Source organism: Providencia sp. PROV129, assembly GCF_028482245.1.
GTDB lineage: Bacteria > Pseudomonadota > Gammaproteobacteria > Enterobacterales > Enterobacteriaceae > Providencia > Providencia vermicola.
Genome location: NZ_JAMPQD010000005.1, coordinates 236,280 through 253,994 on the forward strand (window position 1 = coordinate 236,280; position 17,715 = coordinate 253,994).

18 protein-coding genes are annotated in these 17,715 nt (G+C 41.9%); 10 read left to right on the top strand and 8 right to left on the bottom strand.

Features of this window, described 5'->3' with window-relative positions:
• Positions 1-95: 95 nt before the first annotated feature.
• The 6 genes from dalD (at position 96) to PSF27_RS02750 (ending at position 8,656) form a co-directional block, all read left to right on the top strand.
• Positions 96-1,484: a D-arabinitol 4-dehydrogenase gene (gene dalD / locus PSF27_RS02725; protein WP_272680834.1), complete on the top strand. Its 1,389-nt coding sequence runs from the start codon at positions 96-98 to the stop codon at positions 1,482-1,484.
• 11 nt (positions 1,485-1,495) lie between these two features.
• Complete coding sequence (gene xylB / locus PSF27_RS02730) at positions 1,496-2,965, top strand: xylulokinase (RefSeq protein ID WP_206083976.1); 1,470 nt, start codon at positions 1,496-1,498, stop codon at positions 2,963-2,965.
• A gap of 88 nt (positions 2,966-3,053) precedes the next feature.
• Positions 3,054-4,343, top strand: a complete 1,290-nt coding sequence (locus tag PSF27_RS02735; protein ID WP_272680835.1) for an MFS transporter — start codon at positions 3,054-3,056, stop codon at positions 4,341-4,343.
• A gap of 611 nt (positions 4,344-4,954) precedes the next feature.
• Positions 4,955-6,178 (top strand): hypothetical protein, encoded by a 1,224-nt coding sequence (locus tag PSF27_RS02740; RefSeq protein ID WP_206083978.1) that lies wholly within the window; start codon positions 4,955-4,957, stop codon positions 6,176-6,178.
• A gap of 6 nt (positions 6,179-6,184) precedes the next feature.
• Complete coding sequence (locus tag PSF27_RS02745) at positions 6,185-7,420, top strand: Zn-dependent hydrolase (protein ID WP_272680836.1); 1,236 nt, start codon at positions 6,185-6,187, stop codon at positions 7,418-7,420.
• A gap of 51 nt (positions 7,421-7,471) precedes the next feature.
• Positions 7,472-8,656: an amidohydrolase gene (locus tag PSF27_RS02750; RefSeq protein WP_206083980.1), complete on the top strand. Its 1,185-nt coding sequence runs from the start codon at positions 7,472-7,474 to the stop codon at positions 8,654-8,656.
• Between the two features lie 90 nt (positions 8,657-8,746).
• On the opposite strand, the gene PSF27_RS02755 is transcribed toward PSF27_RS02750, so the two are convergent.
• Positions 8,747-8,923 (bottom strand): DUF2526 family protein, encoded by a 177-nt coding sequence (locus tag PSF27_RS02755; protein WP_206083981.1) that lies wholly within the window; start codon positions 8,921-8,923, stop codon positions 8,747-8,749.
• A gap of 66 nt (positions 8,924-8,989) precedes the next feature.
• Positions 8,990-9,550, bottom strand: coding sequence for a helix-turn-helix domain-containing protein (locus tag PSF27_RS02760; protein ID WP_206083982.1), 561 nt, complete (start codon positions 9,548-9,550; stop codon positions 8,990-8,992).
• 81 nt (positions 9,551-9,631) lie between these two features.
• Between PSF27_RS02760 and PSF27_RS02765 the strand changes: the two genes are divergently transcribed.
• Both PSF27_RS02765 and PSF27_RS02770 read left to right on the top strand, forming a co-directional pair.
• Positions 9,632-10,300, top strand: coding sequence for an AzlC family ABC transporter permease (locus PSF27_RS02765; RefSeq protein WP_206083983.1), 669 nt, complete (start codon positions 9,632-9,634; stop codon positions 10,298-10,300).
• 2 nt (positions 10,301-10,302) lie between these two features.
• Positions 10,303-10,620 (top strand): AzlD domain-containing protein, encoded by a 318-nt coding sequence (locus tag PSF27_RS02770; RefSeq protein WP_206083984.1) that lies wholly within the window; start codon positions 10,303-10,305, stop codon positions 10,618-10,620.
• Between the two features lie 38 nt (positions 10,621-10,658).
• Here the strand turns inward: PSF27_RS02770 and PSF27_RS02775 are convergent, their stop codons facing one another.
• Together PSF27_RS02775 and PSF27_RS02780 are read right to left on the bottom strand one after the other, a co-directional pair.
• Positions 10,659-10,847, bottom strand: coding sequence for a YegP family protein (locus PSF27_RS02775; protein ID WP_206083985.1), 189 nt, complete (start codon positions 10,845-10,847; stop codon positions 10,659-10,661).
• Positions 10,848-11,141: 294 nt separating this feature from the next.
• Positions 11,142-11,456 carry a hypothetical protein gene (locus PSF27_RS02780; protein ID WP_272680837.1) on the bottom strand — a complete coding sequence of 105 codons (315 nt, stop codon included), beginning with the start codon at positions 11,454-11,456 and terminating at the stop codon, positions 11,142-11,144.
• A 274-nt stretch (positions 11,457-11,730) separates the two neighbouring features.
• On the opposite strand from PSF27_RS02780, the gene PSF27_RS02785 reads away from it, so the two are divergent.
• Entirely contained in the window at positions 11,731-12,735 is a 1,005-nt protein-coding gene (locus PSF27_RS02785) for a luciferase-like monooxygenase (protein WP_206083987.1), read from the top strand.
• A gap of 93 nt (positions 12,736-12,828) precedes the next feature.
• Here the strand turns inward: PSF27_RS02785 and PSF27_RS02790 are convergent, their stop codons facing one another.
• The 4 genes from PSF27_RS02790 to hxpB all read right to left on the bottom strand — a co-directional run bounded on the left by PSF27_RS02790 (position 12,829) and on the right by hxpB (position 16,632).
• A complete protein-coding gene (locus PSF27_RS02790) occupies positions 12,829-13,215 on the bottom strand; it encodes a YkgJ family cysteine cluster protein (RefSeq protein ID WP_206083988.1) in 387 nt (128 codons plus the stop codon).
• A gap of 412 nt (positions 13,216-13,627) precedes the next feature.
• Positions 13,628-15,019 (bottom strand): L-cystine transporter, encoded by a 1,392-nt coding sequence (locus PSF27_RS02795; RefSeq protein ID WP_206083989.1) that lies wholly within the window; start codon positions 15,017-15,019, stop codon positions 13,628-13,630.
• 180 nt (positions 15,020-15,199) lie between these two features.
• The gene (locus PSF27_RS02800; protein WP_206083990.1) at positions 15,200-15,775 is read right to left on the bottom strand and encodes a metal-dependent hydrolase; all 576 of its coding nucleotides are present in this window, start codon (positions 15,773-15,775) and stop codon (positions 15,200-15,202) included.
• 191 nt (positions 15,776-15,966) lie between these two features.
• Positions 15,967-16,632: a hexitol phosphatase HxpB gene (gene hxpB / locus PSF27_RS02805; RefSeq protein WP_206083991.1), complete on the bottom strand. Its 666-nt coding sequence runs from the start codon at positions 16,630-16,632 to the stop codon at positions 15,967-15,969.
• 365 nt (positions 16,633-16,997) lie between these two features.
• Between hxpB and PSF27_RS02810 the strand changes: the two genes are divergently transcribed.
• Complete coding sequence (locus PSF27_RS02810) at positions 16,998-17,537, top strand: YniB family protein (RefSeq protein WP_272680838.1); 540 nt, start codon at positions 16,998-17,000, stop codon at positions 17,535-17,537.
• Positions 17,538-17,715 lie beyond the last annotated feature (178 nt).

Below are 17,715 nucleotides of genomic sequence, written 5' to 3' on the forward strand. Positions count from 1 at the left end.
TCGCAGTAATTATTGGTAGATTGAAACTAAAATATAACAAACGGGCAGATGCCCATAAAAATGGCAAATATTTACTTTTAAGTTAAGGAGTCACAATGCTAAAGCAGAAATCCGTATGGATGCACATTGGTGCTGGATCATTCCATCGTGCTCACCAAGCTTGGTATTTACACCGCTTAATTGCACAGGGCGATGACAGCTGGTCTATTGCGCTAGGTAATATTCGTAATGACGCAAATGCATTGCTTGATAACTTAGCGAAGCAAAATGGCGAATACACCCTTGAAACTGTTTCGCCAGAAGGTGAGCGTCACTATGAAAAAATCACGTCAGTGCGCAAAATCCTGTATTGGGATGAAAATTTAAGCCAACTTGTTGAACAAGGCCGTGATAAAGCCACTCGCGTAATCGCTTTTACGGTAACCGAAGCAGGTTATTATTTAACCCCTCAACATGAGTTAGATGTCCAGCAACCCGATATCCAAGCAGATTTATCGGGAAAAATGATCACAATTTATGGGGCATTAACTGAGATCCTGCGTGCACGGCTTACAGCCCACGGCGAGCCAGTCACCTTATTAAACTGTGATAACTTACGTCATAATGGTGAACGTTTTCGCCATGGTTTTTTATCGTTCTTACAATTAAAAGGCGAAAATGACCTCTACCAATGGGTGAAAGACCATACTCGTTCACCAAATACCATGGTGGATAGAATAACGCCTCGCCCAACTCCTGATGTAGCAGAACGCGTGAAACAGCACACTAACTGGGACGATAAAGCACCCGTCATGGGTGAGGCTTTTATTCAGTGGGTAATTGAAGATGATTTCATTAACGGACGGCCTGCATTGGAAAATGTGGATGTCGAAATGGTGGAGTCTGTACTGCCGTGGGAAGAAGCTAAAATTCGAATCCTGAATGCAAGTCACAGCTGTATTGCTTGGGCAGGGACACTAATCGGCTTGAATTTTATCGACGACAGCACGCGTGAATTGCCAATCAAACAAATGGCCTGGAATTACGTCACTCAAGACGTAATCCCTTCATTGACGCCAAGCCCGCTGGATTTAGAACAGTACCGTGATGTGGTACTCGAGCGCTTTAGTAATCCTTATATTAAAGACACTAATCAACGTGTTGCCGCTGATGGCTTATCGAAAATTCCTGGGTTCATTACACCGACACTGCAAGAATGTTACCAACGTAACCAAGTGCCCGCGGCAACGGCGGTATTGCCCGCGCTCTTTTTTGTTTACTTGCAACGCTGGGCAAAAGGTGAGTTGCCTTATGAATACCAAGATGGTGTGTTAGATGAGGAATATTACCAAAAAATGATGAACTCACCAGATGCATTAACGCAATTTGTCTCGAGCGAAATGCTTTTTGGTTCCCTTGCGCATTCACCTGAATTCCATGAACTCATACGTAAAACGGTCGCCAATATCAACACTTGGCTAAAATCACCGCAGCAATCGCTGTAAGGAGAAAGGCAATGTACCTTGGAATTGACCTTGGCACCTCTGAGCTCAAAGCGGTTTTGATTAACAGCCAAGGGGAAATTGTTGCATCAAGCCATATGGCGCTGACGGTGCAACGGCCTCACCCTCAATGGGCGGAGCAATCCCCAGATAGCTGGTGGGAGGCAACAAATGCAGTCGTGGCAACGTTAAAACAAAAAGCACCAGAAGCGTGGGCGGCAGTCAAAGGGATTGGCTTATCGGGGCAAATGCATGGCGCCGTTTTATTGGATAAGCACAACAAGGTGCTACGTGATTGCATCTTATGGAATGACACTCGTAGTGCCAAAGAGTGCGAGTGGTTGATGGAGCAGCACCCAGAATTCCTGACCGTTGGGGCGAACTTGGTGATGCCTGGTTTCACTGCGCCGAAGCTCTTGTGGGTGGCGCGACATGAGCCTCAGGTTTTCAGTAAAATTAGCAAAGTGTTGTTACCGAAGGACTACTTGCGCTGGAAGATGACGGGGCAATTTCTCAGTGAAATGTCGGATGCGTCAGGCACACTGTGGCTTGATGTCGCTAAACGTGATTGGTCTGATGAATTGTTAGCAGCCACAAATTTAACCCGTGAACAGATGCCATCTTTGGTCGAAGGGGCTGAAAAAAGTGGTGTCTTGCGTGCTGACTTAGCTTCACATTGGGGGCTGAGTGCAGATGTAATTATCGCGGGTGGCGGTGGTGATAATGCGGCTTCTGCGGTAGGTGTCGGGGCGATTAATGAAGGAGATGCTCTGATTTCCCTTGGCACTTCAGGGGTGATTTTTGTGGTGAATAACCAGCTACAAGCCGACCCTCAACATGGTGTTCACGCCTTTGCCCATGCCTTGCCAAACCGTTGGCACCAAATGAGTGTGATGTTAAGTGCCGCAAACTGCTTGCGTTGGGCCTGCCAGTTATTGTCAACGACGGAAAACCAACTGATGGACGAGGTTGGTCAATTAACGGATGAGCAGAAAAAACGCGCGCCGATATTTTTGCCTTATCTTTCAGGGGAAAGAACACCGCACAATGACCCTTATGCCACAGGTTCCTTTTTTGCTCTGCGCAATGAAACAACACGAGCAGAGTTGGGTTACGCCGTGATTGAAGGGGTAACTTTTGCCTTAGCGGATGGCATGGATGTATTACAACAAACAGGGACAAAAATGCCGCGTTGTAGCTTAACAGGGGGTGGGGCTCGCAGCCCAATTTGGGCACAACTCATTGCAGATGTGATTAATGTGCCTATCGTTACACACCCTGCAAGTTCTTCAGGGGCTTTAGGTGCTGCACGCCTTGCATGGTTAGCTGACGGGGGCGATGTGGATAAGGTGTGTCAAAAACCTGACATTCTTAACACCTATTTGCCGCAATCTCTTAATCAACAGGTACTTAACCAACGGCTTGAGGTATTCCGTTTATTGTATCAGCAACAAAAACAAGCAAGAGAACTTATGCCGCAATAGGCCGAAAAGGCGGTATTCCCTACCTACCGCTTTTATCGCTCGCGCTTCGCAATTAATTAAAACAACAACATAAAATGAGGAAACTGCAATGGAACAACAGCAGTATTGGCTTGGTTTACCTAAGCATTTGTTCTGGGGTTTTATCGCCATCGCTATTTTTATGAGTGGTGATGGATTTGAAATGGCTTTTTTATCGAAACATATTACTGACTTAGGTTTTACGCCGACACAATCAGCAATGGTGTTCACCGTTTATGGCTTGATGGCTGCAGTAGCCGCATGGGCATCGGGTGTGGTTGCTGAAATTATCACACCATTAAAAGCCATGATGATCGGTTTTGTTTTGTGGATTGTCATGCATGCACTGTTTATGGCTTTTGGCTTAGGTATGAAAAGCTACAGCATGATGTTGCTGTTTTATGGTATCCGTGGGTTGGCTTACCCGCTATTTATTTATTCCTTTATGATGATGTTGGTGCAGGTTATTCCTCGTGCTCACCTCGCGGCTGCAACGGGCTGGTTCTGGGCGATGTACTCAGTGGGAATTGGTGTCATCGGCAGCTATTTACCCAGTTTCTCAATCCCGATGATGGGGGAAACAGGTACACTTTGGATGGCGATAGGTTGGGTGGCAATCGGCGGTATAATTGCTTACTTTAGTTTGCGTAATATCCCTGTTGACCGCTCGAAAGTGGATTTGCCAATGAAAGACAAAATGGCGGAGTTATCCCGAGCAGCGACAATCTTATTTACCAATAAAAATATTTTTATGGCGAGCTTGATCCGCATCATCAATACGATTTCGTTATTTGGCTTTGCGATTATCATGCCATTGCTATTTGTTGACCGCTTAGGCTTTACTATTTCTGAGTGGCTACAAATTTGGGCTGTGTTCTTCTTTGTGACTATTTTTACCAATATTTTTTGGGGCATTGTTGGGGAACATATCGGCTGGATCCGCCAAGTCAGGTGGTTTGGTTGTTTAGGTATGGCTGTTTCAAGCTTGCTGTTTTATTATTTACCTGTTTACTTTGGGCACAATTTTGCGATTGCCCTGATCCCAGCCATTTTACTGGGTATTTTTGTTGCGGCCTTTGTGCCAATGACTGCGGTATTCCCAAGTATTGAACCACACCATAAGGGCGCAGCCGTTTCGATTTATAATTTATCTGCGGGTTTAAGTAACTTTGCTGCCCCAGCGATTGCGAGCTTGGTATTGCCTTTCTTCGATATTGTCGGGGTTGTTTGGGCATATACTGGGTTGTATATCTTTGCAGGAATTCTGACGTTCTTTATAAAAGTTCCTCAGCCAGGCTTTGAGAATAACCGTAAAATTAAATCGGTTAAAATGATGACTGAGCAGCAATCTAATAACTAAATCTGTTTTTATAATGGCCCATAAATTGTGATTTATGGGTTTTTTATTTTTGCTGTCAATAATTCTATACATTGATAAAGGGTTATCTGCCTTTATTTGTCCTAATTGTAGAGAAAATAGTTAACGATAAAATTAAGTATAATATTTTATTTAAATGTAAAAATTGGTCGTGTTTATTTTGTTTTTCCGCCATGGATTGTGTGAATTATTGAAATTTGATCCTTTTGCAATAGAATATAATTTAAAAGGCTAAAAAATAAACGAAAGTGAATCTGATTCTCAATTAAGTCTGTGTTGATGTTTTACGCTACTGAATCGCCTCGGTAATAAAAGAATATTTATGTCTAAATGCTTTTAAGTGTAATAATTCACTGTCTAATAAGTTTATTGCCATTATTCCTACCTGATTTAATCTTGTTCAGTTATCTATACATCTGTATTTTCAATGTTATGATGAATTTTGTTGCGAAATTGTATGTTTGCAGCGAAATGCTCTTTATATTGATGGTTTATCATTCATAAATAAGCTGTAAATTAGTAATTAACTAATATTAATGGCTTCTAATACTAAAAAAACAAACAAATAAAAAGATATACGCGGGGAAAAAGTTATGTCGCAGATGTTAGCTCTGTTTTTGATAGTCGGAATATTATATATCGGGGATGCGATAGCGGTACGCACCAAAGCCTGGATCCCTTCCGTTTTCGTGTGCGCAGTATTGTTTCTATTAGGGTATTGGACAATCTTCCCGAAAGATATCGTTAGTATTGCGGGTATTCCACAGGTTGTTGCTGTCTCCCTAATGTACTTATTAATTACCAATATGGGCACTTTATTGTCCCTGAAAGAATTATTACGCCAATGGAAAACCATTCTTATTTCATTGGCGGGTATTCTAGGCATTATTTTTCTCACCTTTATTATCGGTGTTGCCTTGTTTGATATGAATACGGTATTAGTTGCTGTTCCACCATTGGTAGGTGGTATTGTTTCTTCATTGATTATGTCAAAAGGTGCTGCGGAAGCAGGGCTAGTAGATCTCTCCGTTTTTGCAATATTAATCTATGTTATGCAAGGGTTTGCGGGTTATCCGCTGACGGCAGTGATGCTGAAAAAAGAAGGGCGTCGCGTACTGGAAAAATACCGTAGTGGGCAGTGGGAAGAAACACTTTCTGTAGAGGGTGCCAAAGAGGTCGAAGTGAAAACCGTGGTATCGGAAGACGAAATGCCGCGTATGTTTAAAAAAATCCCTAATCACTATAACACGAGTTATTTCAAATTTTTACGTTTGGCAGCGGTAGGGTATTTGGCCTACTTAGCATCATCTTATGCTGCACCTTACGTGAATATCAGCCCATTCGTGCTGTGCTTATTATTTGGAGTTATTGCATCTTCATTAGGTTTCTTAGAAAGGCAACCTCTGCAAAAAGCCAATGGGTTTGGTTTTGCTATCATGGCATTGATGTTATTTATCTTTGATACTTTAAACCATGCAACACCAGATATGTTATTGCGCCTTGTTTATCCAATGGTGGTGTTAATTAGTGCCGCCGTTATTGGAATGTACCTCGCGTCATGGATAGTTGGCAAAATGTTGGGTGTCACTAAAGAGATGGCTTTTGCGGTGGCATTAACTGCCCTGTATGGCTTTCCAGCGGATTACATCATTACTAACGAAGCGATTAACGCACTAACAAAAGACGAAAAAGAGCGTCAAATTCTCACTAGCCATATGTTAGGACCAATGTTAGTCGGTGGTTTCATTTCCGTCACTATGGTGTCTGTTGTCTTAGCGGGTATTATGGTCGCTTACATTGTTCCAGTTGCAGGGTAAATAATTATGGAAACAAGTACATCTCGAATTCAACGTCATTTAGAACAATTGGCAGAATACACCGCGACGCCAGGCCAAGGCACAACGCGTATGAGCTATAGTGAGCAAGATAAACAGGCCCGCCAATATTTAAAACAGCAAATGGTGGCGCTTGGTTTACAAGTTCGTGAAGATGCAATTGGCAACATTTATGGTCGTCTAGAAGGGCTGCAAGCGGATTTGCCTGCGGTGATTATTGGCTCACATTTTGACTCTGTTCCCCATGGTGGCGCGTTTGATGGCCCTGCGGGGATAGTGACTGGACTGGATGTGGTTGCGCGTATTCGGGAACAAAATTTAACACCAAAATACCCACTCGAAGTGATCGCACTAGTGGAAGAAGAAGGCACCAGCTTCGGCCGTGGTTTGATGGCATCCAGTGTGATCACGGGTTTAATCGGCACTAAAGAGCTCTATCAACTTAAAGATAGGCAAGGCGTCAGCGCTGCAGAACGCATGGCTGCAGCGGGGTTTAATGCAGACAAAGCAGCGGATGCGGTATTAGACCCAAAAAATGTTAAAGCATTTCTTGAGCTGCATATTGAACAAGGCCCTGTGCTTGAGCAGGCGGGTGAAGATGTGGGGATTGTAGAGACCATAGTGGGTATTAGCCAGTTAGAGATTAAGCTGACTGGCAAAGCGGGCCATGCAGGAACAACCCCAATGAATATGCGTGCGGATGCTTTAGTGTGCGCAAGTCAGATTATCAGCAAAATCCCAGCACTGGCAAAAACCGCAGGGGACAATACGGTTGCGACAGTTGGCCGGCTCAATGTTCTCCCTAATGGCGCGAATGTTATCCCAAGTGAAGTGGTATTTAGTGTCGATATTCGTTCAAAAAATGATACTGCTTTGCGTAAAATCATTGAGAAAATCATTGAACTGACAGAAAAAACCAGTGAGTCAGCAGGCATTGATAGCGAGATTATTCAACCACTTTATGTACAACCAACTGAGTTAAATAATGAAATCATTGGCTTAATGCAGCAGCATGCAAGTGAACAAAATTTAAAATTTAGAACCATGGTCAGTGGTGCAGGGCATGACACGATGATTTTTGCAGGGATCACTCAAACAGGATTGATTTTTGTGCCTAGTCGTAATGGGTTAAGTCATCACCCTGATGAATGGACAGATTACGCGCAAATTGCACGTGGCGTTGACGTGATGTTTGCCACTGTGAAGTCACTTATTGAATGTTAATAATTAAGAAAAACACCAAAGTACAGTATTGAAAAGGGTAAAGGTAGAAAAATGATCAGTCCAATTATTACAGCTGCAATCAAAAAACACACATCAGAGATGATTGCTTTTCGTCGTGATCTACACGCTCACCCTGAATTGCCATTCGAAGAAGTGCGTACAACACAGCGAATTGCTGAAGAACTAGACAAAATCGGTATCGAATATCGTCTCACAGAGCCAACGGGTCTGATTGCTGAAATTAAAGGTGGAAAACCAGGTAAAACCGTCGCATTACGTGCGGATATAGATGCACTGCCAGTGTTGGAACTTAATGATTCTTTAGAATATAAGTCGACGATTGAAGGCAAAATGCATGCGTGCGGCCATGATGCCCACACGGCGATGTTATTAACTGCAGCGAAAGCATTGGTTGAGGTTAAAGACGAGCTTGCGGGTAATGTGCGTTTGATTTTTCAACCTGCGGAAGAGATTGCACAAGGTGCACTGGCGATGATCAAGCAAGGTGCTATTGAAAATGTCGATAACGTATTTGGGATGCACATCTGGACGACAACGCCATCAGGTAAGGTTTCTTGTAATGTAGGGGGGAGTTTTGCCTCCGCGGATCTATTAAAGGTCACGTTCAAAGGCCGTGGCGGTCATGGTTCTATGCCAGAAGCTACAATTGACGCGGCGGTTGTTGCATCGGCCTTTGTGATGAATTTGCAAGCTATTGTTTCCCGTGAAACATCTTCATTAGATTCTGCGGTTGTGACAATTGGCAAAATGGATGTCGGTACGCGTTTTAACGTGATTGCGGAAAATGCGGTACTGGATGGTACTGTTCGCTGTTTTGATATTGCGACACGCGATCGCATTGAAGCCGCTATTCGCCGTTATGCAGAACATACAGCCGCCATCTACGGAGCTACAGCTCAGGTTGATTATATCTATGGAACGTTGCCTGTGATCAATGAAGAACGTAGTGCGTTATTGGCACAATCTATTATTTCTGAAGCCTTTGGTGAGCAATCCTTAATCACGGAAAGACCAACGCCAGGTGGGGAAGATTTCAGTTTCTATATTGAAAATATTCCAGGTTGTTTCGCGTTGTTAGGCACAGGAAATGCGGAAAAAGACACGCAATGGGCACATCACCATGGTTGCTTTAATATTGATGAAGACACAATGGTCACTGGTGCTGAGTTGCACGCACAATATGCATGGGCGTACTTGCAACAAACGGATTTTTAAAAATACGATAAGCTCGTAAATAGTGTTTTTTGCTATTAGCATGGCACCCTATACTGATTAGCCATTAAGTTTCAGTATAGGGTGAAATCTTTATACATCATGATGCACAAAAATAGCCTCTCTTAAGCGCTGTTGCTGCTCAAAGCGTTGCTCTTGGTTGAGTTCTGCATCATGGGAAAGCTGCATAAGCATTTCGTTCATATTGTGAACGGAATTTTCATCAAGCAGTAAATTCACTTTTTTAACAATTTCATCATAGTGGGACATAGTTACAACTCCAACGTATTTGTTTTGGTGTAATCATAATGCAAAACAGCATTGATGGTTATGCGATTAGTTTTGTTTATCGATGATCATAACTGCCATGGTATTAGGTTCTAATGCGCGCATAATGTGGGGGTCATCACCAGGGTAGTGAATATAATCCCCAACAGCTAACTCAATAGGGTTATCTAATGGGCCGACTAAGGCCCTACCAGCAGTGATAATAATGTGCTCACTAACACCTCGCATATGCGGTTCTGACACACGGTCACGTCCTGGTTGTGCAATCACAGTGTAAATATCGCGACGAGAGTTATCTGGGGCTGATGATAATAAAAAGGCTAAATAATTGGCGTGTTCTGCGCTGACAGGAATTGCTTCACCGTGGCGTATTACGGTTACAGTCTCTTGTTTTTCTTCAATTAAACGTGCAAAAGGGATATCTAACGCAACGCAAAGTGCCCACAATGTTTCAATACTTGGGTTTCCGCTGCCCGACTCCAGTTGTGACAGGGTGGACTTGGCAATGCCTGCCTTGCGTGACAATTCAGAGAGCGACAACCCACTTTTTTGCCGTTCGCGAGCGAGGGCTTTTGCGATAAGGTCAATGGGTGGTGTGGGTAAATTCAATTTTCATATCCTATTTAGATTGCACTTCGCCGTGATGATCATCATAATGAACAAATGTATTTTATATCGAACGGATTGGAAATGCTAACTTCAACATTCAATTCCACACTGAATAATAGCACAGTGAAAAACATCGCTCTTGTGTGTTTTGCTGACTTAATTGTGGGAATTTCATACGGTGCATTGGCACATTCTCAAGGGTTTGACTTTTGGGTGCCTTTAACACTATCAATATTAGTGCTTGCGGGAGCATCTGAGTTTTTATTTATCGGGGTAATCTTTACGGGGGGAAGCCCTATTTCCGCTGCTTTAGCTGGTTTGCTGGTTAATTCACGTCATATTCCATTTAGTTTTGCAGTGGGTGATTTAACAGGGAAGGGAAAGAAGGCACTTTTGGGTTACCACATTATGAACGATGAAAGTGTGGTTTTTGGTCTTGCTCAAGAAACAGAAAAAGAGAAGCGTGCTGCTTTTTGGCTGTGTGGTATCGGTATTTTACTTTGTTGGCCACTTGGGGTGATTATCGGTGAGGTTTTAGGCAGTTTTATGGATGACACCCACGTATTCGGTATGGATGCTATGTTCCCTGCGATTATTTTAGCACTTTCATTACCCGCATTAAAAGATAAACGATTGAGGTTAACCGCCATTATTGGTGCGGTGATTGCTGTTGCAACCACTCCTTATTTACCTGCTGGTATCCCTGTTTTATTGGCGCTATTGAGCTTAGTTATTTATATAAGGAAATAATCATGATGGGTAATCCGTGGTTAATTTTTACAGGCATCATGATATTAGCTGTTGGCACATACCTTATGCGAGCCTCAGGGGCCTTACTTAAAGGGCGCGTGGTGTTATCAGAAAATAGTAAAGTGTTGTTTTCTGCTGCTGCGATTGTGATTTTATTTTCTGTTGCAGTGACCTCGACGTTATTCGCTGGGGATGCATTTTCAGATTGGCCAAAGGTTTTGGGCGTTTTGGTGGCAGGGGTACTTACTTGGTATAAAAAGCCCTTTATTCTTATTGTATTGTCTGCTGCTGCTGTTACGGCATTATTACGCTTAATCTAATAAAAAATTGCCCCTATTGGTATATAGGGGCAAACGAATTATACGGTGAGGTCTTTAATGGTTTCAGAGGACCCATTTTTTTGCACGGAGGCGATGCCTTTTAGTGCAGATTGTTTAGAAGCATACATCTCACTGGTGGCAATAATTTCATGATTAGCCGCTTTTAATACAAAGTAATAAGGCTGAGCCACATCTTTCGTGGATTTTTTCAATTCATAATAGCCCATGATAAGCTCCTGCGTTTAAATGGAAAACTAAATATCTAAATAAGGAAATAAGCAGAAAAAACGTTCCACTTAAAATAAGATTAGCTGTTGTTAGGTATTATTACTAGTGAGGGGACAGTATTTAAGAGGAACTACAAAAAAAAGCCCCTGATAAACAGAGGCAATCGTAGGATATATAGAACTCTTTATTGTCCTTTCAGCATATCGGTATCTTATTGATTATGCTATTTGGTTATGCTTATCAATAAAAAAGGTTTTACCGATACCATTAACAAGGTTAATCAATATTACCCTTTACTGCGCTGTGGGGGCGTTAGCAGGTTTTGGCACAGGTGTGTTATTCATAGTAAATTCAGGGACTTCCATTACAGTAACTTTTACAACATAGCGTTTGCCATCTTCAATTTTAGGCGCATTATTCGCCAATTTTTTCACTGTTTCATTTGGCGTCGTGGTTTGTTCAGCTACGCTGTACACCATATTATGATGATTACCCATATGTGGGCGTTGCATGTTGTTATTCCCACCATTGCCCATATTCGCTGCGGTTGCTGCAAAACCCACTGACATTAACGCTAAAGCGAATAAACCTGCATTTAATTTTTTCATTTCAATTTCCTCATCTGGTTGATGAAACCATCATTCACGAAAATTTTTCGTAGCTCAATCGCTTTTACCTCCCTTGACTGAAGCTTCATAATTACTGCACTTTTTGTGCATGCTTAATTCATAATTTAGTAAAAACAGTGGGTTAGTAGACTAAAGTTTACATTTTTATTCCAGTTGTGCTAATGAGGATTTCTATTGTGGAGGCTAAGGACGCAATAGACTAGGATGGTAAGTTAGGTTCAATATCACCATAATCCTAACAAAGTGAGCGTATATGTCAGATAAAAAAATTCCTCTTTCTTTGCTCGATCTTGCTCCAATAACTGAAGGATCAACGGCAAAAGAGGCTTTTTCCCATTCTCTTGACCTTGCTAAATTAGCAGAAAAACTGGGGTATCATCGTTATTGGCTTGCTGAGCACCATAATATGACTGGGATTGCCAGTGCAGCGACATCGGTACTCATTGGCTATTTAGCTGCGAATACGCAATTGTTACGGTTAGGTTCGGGAGGAATCATGCTACCGAATCATTCACCTTTAGTGATTGCCGAGCAGTTTGGTACGCTTAATACACTCTACCCAGAACGTATTGATTTAGGGATAGGGCGTGCACCAGGGAGTAACCAGCAAACGATGCAGGCTCTGCGCCGCCATATGAGCACGGATCTTGACAGTTTCCCACAAGATATTGCCCAGATAGTCAATTGGTTTGATGCGACTAATCCTGACCCAGGAGTTCGCCCTGTTCCTGGTTTTGGTGAAAAAATCCCTGTTTGGTTATTAGGATCAAGCCTTTATAGCGCGACACTTGCTGCAAAATTAGGCTTACCTTTTGCATTTGCCTCCCATTTTGCCCCTGATTTGCTATTGCAAGCATTAGAGGTTTACCGCACTAATTTCCAGCCATCGGCAAGGCTAGCAAAACCTTATGCGATGGTGTGTATTAATATCATTGCGGCAGATACACAGCGTGAGGCCGAATTCTTATTTACCTCGATGCAGCAAGCTTTTGTTATGCTGCGTCGTGGGCAGACCTCCCAATTACCACCACCCGTTGAAAACATGGCTAATATTTGGTCTCCAGCTGAAGAATATGGTGTTCAGCAAGCACTTGGGATGTCATTGGTTGGGGATAAATCCAAAGTTCGACATGGGTTAGAAACAATTTTACGGCAAACACAAGCGGATGAAATCATGGTGAATGGGCAAATTTTTGATCATCAATCGCGCCTATATTCGTTTGAACTGGCGATGCAAGTTATGAATGAATTGATCTAATTTATTTGAAAGGACGATATTTGCAGGGAAGCAATTGTTTGATTTAACAATGAATCAAGAGATAACCCAGAAAAACTCTGGGTCATTGACGGGTTAGCAAGCGATTTGTGGATGATGTGGTTCAAGGGGAGGTAGCCCATGAGCTGCACGTGCGCGGTCGCATGCCTCATTATAGATACCATCTTGCCAAGATTGCTCAAATTCACGACAAGGCGTAGGCCGTTGTGCATAAATGGAGCAAGACACACATTCCCCTACCGTGCCTTGTAGCGCGCTACAGCGTGTATTTTGCTTTTGATTGGTGCCATGCATGCAGCTCATGAAAGGGGTGATTTGCTCGGTTAAATGTTGTGGAACAACGCCACCGCCACTTTCTGCCTCAGCCCAATAAAAAGAGACACGAAAATAGGCACAACAAGCACCGCAGCTTATACAAGGGTTCTCTGAAGGGTCGGTTTTTAGAATATGAATATTTGACATAACAAAACCAGATATTGATGTTGATAATATCCCCGTAGAATACGGGTTGACGCAACACAAGCAGGAAGCTCAAGAAAACGTTGCTCGAATTTTATTATCTTATGTAAATCCAGTGAATTGCAATGGTTTTTAGTGGAAAAGACTAGGTTAGATAGTTATTTTTGATTTAAATAAAATTAAACGGCAATTTATAGTCATAAAAAAACCTGCCGTGTCGGCAGGTTTCAGACTGCAGACAACCGATTAGGTTTGACTGCAGGTTGGATAGGTTTTGAAAATAAATTAGGAAAATCAATTTATTGGTTTTCGACTGATAACACAAAGCAGGAAAAACCACGCTTTTATCCTGCTTTGTCAACAACCTCAAACCTGCCGTGTCGGCAGGTTTTTCCAGTAAAAATAAGCTAAGAGACTAAACGTGTTTTAGTTCAGCATCATCATCTTGATTAAACACCGCTTTATCTGTTTCACCCATTAATTGACTAGTCACTGTTCCTGCTGTCATTGAGCCGCTGACGTTAAGGGCTGTACGGCCCATATCAATTAATGGTTCAACGGAAATCAACAGCGCAACTAAGGTTACTGGTAGGCCCATAGCAGGCAGGACGATTAATGCAGCAAACGTCGCACCACCACCCACACCAGCAACACCTGCTGAGCTCACAGTGACAATACCGACTAACGTTGCGATCCAAAGTGGGTCAAACGGGTTAATTCCCATGGTTGGAGCGACCATGACCGCTAACATTGCAGGGTAAATACCTGCACAACCGTTTTGGCCAATTGTTGCACCAAAAGATGCCGAGAAGCTTGCAATAGACTCAGGGATACCGAAACGGCGTGTTTGTGTTTCAATATTCAAAGGGATACTTGCAGCACTTGAACGACTGGTAAAGGCGAATGTCAGAACAGGGCCAGCTTTCTTAAAGAATTTAATTGGATTTAAGCCAGTTGTTGCGACAAAAATACCGTGGACAACAAACATAATGCCGAGAGCGACGTAAGACGCAATAACAAAGGTGCCTAAGTTAATGATATCGTGAAGATTCGAGCTTGCGACTACTTTGATCATCAGGGCCATGACACCGTAAGGTGTTAAACGCATGACCAAACGAACTAATTTCATTGCCCAAGCTTGCATAACATCAATTGCCGCTAACGCTTTTTCACCGCGCTCTTTATCGTCTTTAAACAGTTGTAATGCAGCTACCCCTAAGAAGGCTGCAAAAATAACCACACTAATAATTGATGTCGGGTTTGCTCCAGTTAAATCCGCAAATGGATTTTTTGGAATAAACGATAAAATCAGTTGCGGTACGGTTAAATCAGAAACTTTACCAATATAGTTAGTTTCAATGGCGCTTAAACGTGCAGTTTCTGACTGACCTTGTACTAAGCCTTCTGCAGTCAGGCCAAACAGGTTGGCAATCAAAATACCGACTAGGGCTGCGATTGCGGTCGTTAACAGTAATGTTCCAATCGTTAAGAAACTAATTTTGCCCAAGGAAGACGCTTTGTGCAGTCTTGCAACAGCACTTAAGATAGATGCGAATACCAATGGCATAATCACCATTTGTAATAGCTGCACATAACCATTACCAACAATATTAAACCAAAGAATGGAGTCTTTTACTGTCTGGTGGCCGCTTCCGTAAACGAGATGCAGCACGACACCATAAGCGACACCAAAGACCAGACCGACTAACACTTTTTTAGACAGACTCCAGCCTTTTGCTCCCAGTTTTGCCAACAGTATCAGCAGTGCTACAAAGCCGAGCACATTAATAATTAGAGGAATATTCATTCCGAACTCCAAATCGTTTTTTATAAGGTATGTGACTAGCCCTTTAATCCTTATTGGTTATAAGGATTTAGTTGCTTCTAACAACTGGTTATATGATATCAACAGAGAAAACACATTTCTTATACTAAATAGTAATAAGATAGTATTATTCATGCTTACATTATATTACAAAACTGAAAATTATGTAGGGAAGCGTATATCTAGCTGATTTTGTATATATTTTATTACACTTTCTACCTGAGAATAAAAATCAAAGTGATACCCTGTAGGCAATAAGCAGGCACAAACCGTCAAAACGATTGCAATAAAACGTTCACTACGTTTGCTATTTTTGCCACGGATAATGGGAAAACAGAAACGTTGAGGTAATGGCCATAAAAATGGCACCCCTGACGGTGTTAGCATATCAGCAACTAAATGGCTCAAATAGCCTAATAAAAAAGCGTGAATGAGGTCATTAGGAATAGGCCATTGCACGGGGATCCACTGATAACATGAAAGCATTAATAACAACCATGCAAGTAAGCTATGAGTGAAACCGCGGTGACCACATAGCTTAGAAATGGGAAGTGAAAAAATACGTAGTAGCCGTCCAGGTAGAGAAGATGGATGATCAATATCGGGTAATAATGCACCTAATAACGCGCCTGGAACCAAGTGCAGCCAATCACCTTGAGCAAGCTCAGGGGTGACTTGGAGTTTATGGGCCATTATCAAAGAGGCGACGGAAAAAAGCAGATGCCCTTCAGCGGTCATGGTGGATAAAATACCATCTGTTTATCTATACAGTTAATTGGCAGTATAAAGTGTTTGAAAAGAATAAGATAGAGGAGACAAGGTAAAAAAACTCTTATTTATTAGCAAATAAGGAAAGGATTTAATATTTTTTGGTTATTCCCCTACCTAAGTCAGATAGGGGTGAACATAAATTACACACATGGCTATAACTAGCGTAAATGTTTTGATTCTAATTCATTTAGAGAGCTTAATTTAATATCCGCTAAACCAAAACGTGGATCATTAAAGTGTTTGCTATCTGGCACGACAATAGAGCGCATTCTCGCGGCTTTGGCTGAAATCATACCATTAAATGAATCTTCTAAAGATGCACAATGAATTGGTTTGGTTGATAGTGCAGAAGCAGCTTTCAGATAAACTTCAGGGTGTGGTTTACTCAATGGTAAATCAGCCGCTGAAATGACAGCAGAAAAATAGTCGCGAATATCCAGCAGATTTAACACTTTTTCAAGCATATACAATGGTGATGCAGATGCCAGTGCAATTTTTAAATCCATTGAACGACACAGTTCCATAGCATGTTGTACACCAGGTAAAATAGGGCGGGTTTCTTCAACTAAGCCCACAACGCGGTCGATAATCCGTTGTTTGGCTTCTTGTTGGCTGCATCCATGCCAAGGTGAGGCTTGGTACCAAAGCTCAACAACATGGTCAATACGTAAACCCAAAGTATCAGGCAGAGTGTTGGCAATCGCAAGGTCAACGCCTAGCTGTGAAAAGACCTCAAGTTCAGCTTGCTCCCAAAAAGGTTCCGAATCGATCAATAAACCATCCATATCAAAAATAACGGATTGGATGGGAAGGTTATGGTACATGTTAAAACTCCATTCATGTAAACCCTATTGCCAATAAGCTTTACCCTTGTGGCAGTAGGAATTAAGGGAACTTACCCAGCGATAATAGTATTTATTTACTAACTGACTATGATATCAGCAAACGAACAAATATTCGTATTAATTGAATGGGTGATTGTAACAACTCAACACTAAAGCGAATAGGCACAGATGGTGAAAGTTGTTTATCTAATGTGTTTTTAAAAATGTTTAAAGTTCTGAAAGTTATTACACAATCATCATTTTACAAGGTAAATTTGGAGGCATTTAATAATTTCGGCTATTATTATCCCTGAAAAGTCACCATGAAAATTTATCGAGAATAATAACTCTGAGGAAGAGCAGTAATGAATTACCACAATGCTAATTATGTCGCAATCGGCAAACGTATTCTGGGTTGGGTTGTTTTTCTGGTAGCTTTAATTTCGACGTTGGCGTCTTTAGTTAAACTCGCGGGGATGAAAGGGCTGGCAGGTGAGGGGATCAACGCTGTTGCCAATGATTTTATTAAACTAATGGCGGAAATGACACGGCAAACTACACCATTTTTAAATTTCTTCTGGAATAATTCGCCTGTACCACAAGTTGCCAATGGTTTTTCAGGTAGCAACCTTGGCTTTATTCTTATCTTTATCTTTATTTTTGTTGGTTTGGCTCTCAGTGCATCAGGGCTAAGAATGTACCGACAAATTAAATTTATTCGCGAAAGCCTTGAAGATCATGTGATTTTGGAAAAAGCCAAAGGTATCGAGCTGTCCAAAGCAGAGCTGGAAGCAAACGTCACCATTCCAAGGCACACCATTTTTACCCAATTTTTTATTCTTTATTTCTGGCCAGTTGTACTTTTAATAGGGCTGTATTTTATCCTTAAATTACTTAACTGGTAATTTTCGTCATACTTCGAACTGTAGCGGTGTTGGCCTCACTCAGCTACTTGGGTCACATACTTGTGTATGCTCCCCAAGCTATCTTCGTTTGCCGCCTAGCTACAGTCCGAATTATTTAGAAAATACGTTTTTGTCATACTTTGACCTGTAGCGGTGTTGGCCTCACTCAGTATCTTAA

Excerpts from the sequence above, each read along its gene's own strand:
- xylB (WP_206083976.1), top strand. The coding sequence starts at position 1,496 with ATGTACCTTGGAATTGACCTTGGCACCTCTGAGCTCAAAGCGGTTTTG.
- PSF27_RS02790 (WP_206083988.1), bottom strand. The coding sequence starts at position 13,215 with ATGTCAAATATTCATATTCTAAAAACCGACCCTTCAGAGAACCCTTGT.
- PSF27_RS02800 (WP_206083990.1), bottom strand. The coding sequence starts at position 15,775 with ATGACCGCTGAAGGGCATCTGCTTTTTTCCGTCGCCTCTTTGATAATG.
- PSF27_RS02810 (WP_272680838.1), top strand. The coding sequence starts at position 16,998 with ATGAATTACCACAATGCTAATTATGTCGCAATCGGCAAACGTATTCTG.
- PSF27_RS02765 (WP_206083983.1), top strand. The coding sequence starts at position 9,632 with ATGCTAACTTCAACATTCAATTCCACACTGAATAATAGCACAGTGAAA.
- hxpB (WP_206083991.1), bottom strand. The coding sequence starts at position 16,632 with ATGTACCATAACCTTCCCATCCAATCCGTTATTTTTGATATGGATGGT.
- PSF27_RS02770 (WP_206083984.1), top strand. The coding sequence starts at position 10,303 with ATGATGGGTAATCCGTGGTTAATTTTTACAGGCATCATGATATTAGCT.
- PSF27_RS02745 (WP_272680836.1), top strand. The coding sequence starts at position 6,185 with ATGGAAACAAGTACATCTCGAATTCAACGTCATTTAGAACAATTGGCA.
- dalD (WP_272680834.1), top strand. The coding sequence starts at position 96 with ATGCTAAAGCAGAAATCCGTATGGATGCACATTGGTGCTGGATCATTC.
- PSF27_RS02755 (WP_206083981.1), bottom strand. The coding sequence starts at position 8,923 with ATGTCCCACTATGATGAAATTGTTAAAAAAGTGAATTTACTGCTTGAT.
- PSF27_RS02750 (WP_206083980.1), top strand. The coding sequence starts at position 7,472 with ATGATCAGTCCAATTATTACAGCTGCAATCAAAAAACACACATCAGAG.
- PSF27_RS02795 (WP_206083989.1), bottom strand. The coding sequence starts at position 15,019 with ATGAATATTCCTCTAATTATTAATGTGCTCGGCTTTGTAGCACTGCTG.
- PSF27_RS02775 (WP_206083985.1), bottom strand. The coding sequence starts at position 10,847 with ATGGGCTATTATGAATTGAAAAAATCCACGAAAGATGTGGCTCAGCCT.
- PSF27_RS02780 (WP_272680837.1), bottom strand. The coding sequence starts at position 11,456 with ATGAAAAAATTAAATGCAGGTTTATTCGCTTTAGCGTTAATGTCAGTG.
- PSF27_RS02740 (WP_206083978.1), top strand. The coding sequence starts at position 4,955 with ATGTCGCAGATGTTAGCTCTGTTTTTGATAGTCGGAATATTATATATC.
- PSF27_RS02735 (WP_272680835.1), top strand. The coding sequence starts at position 3,054 with ATGGAACAACAGCAGTATTGGCTTGGTTTACCTAAGCATTTGTTCTGG.
- PSF27_RS02785 (WP_206083987.1), top strand. The coding sequence starts at position 11,731 with ATGTCAGATAAAAAAATTCCTCTTTCTTTGCTCGATCTTGCTCCAATA.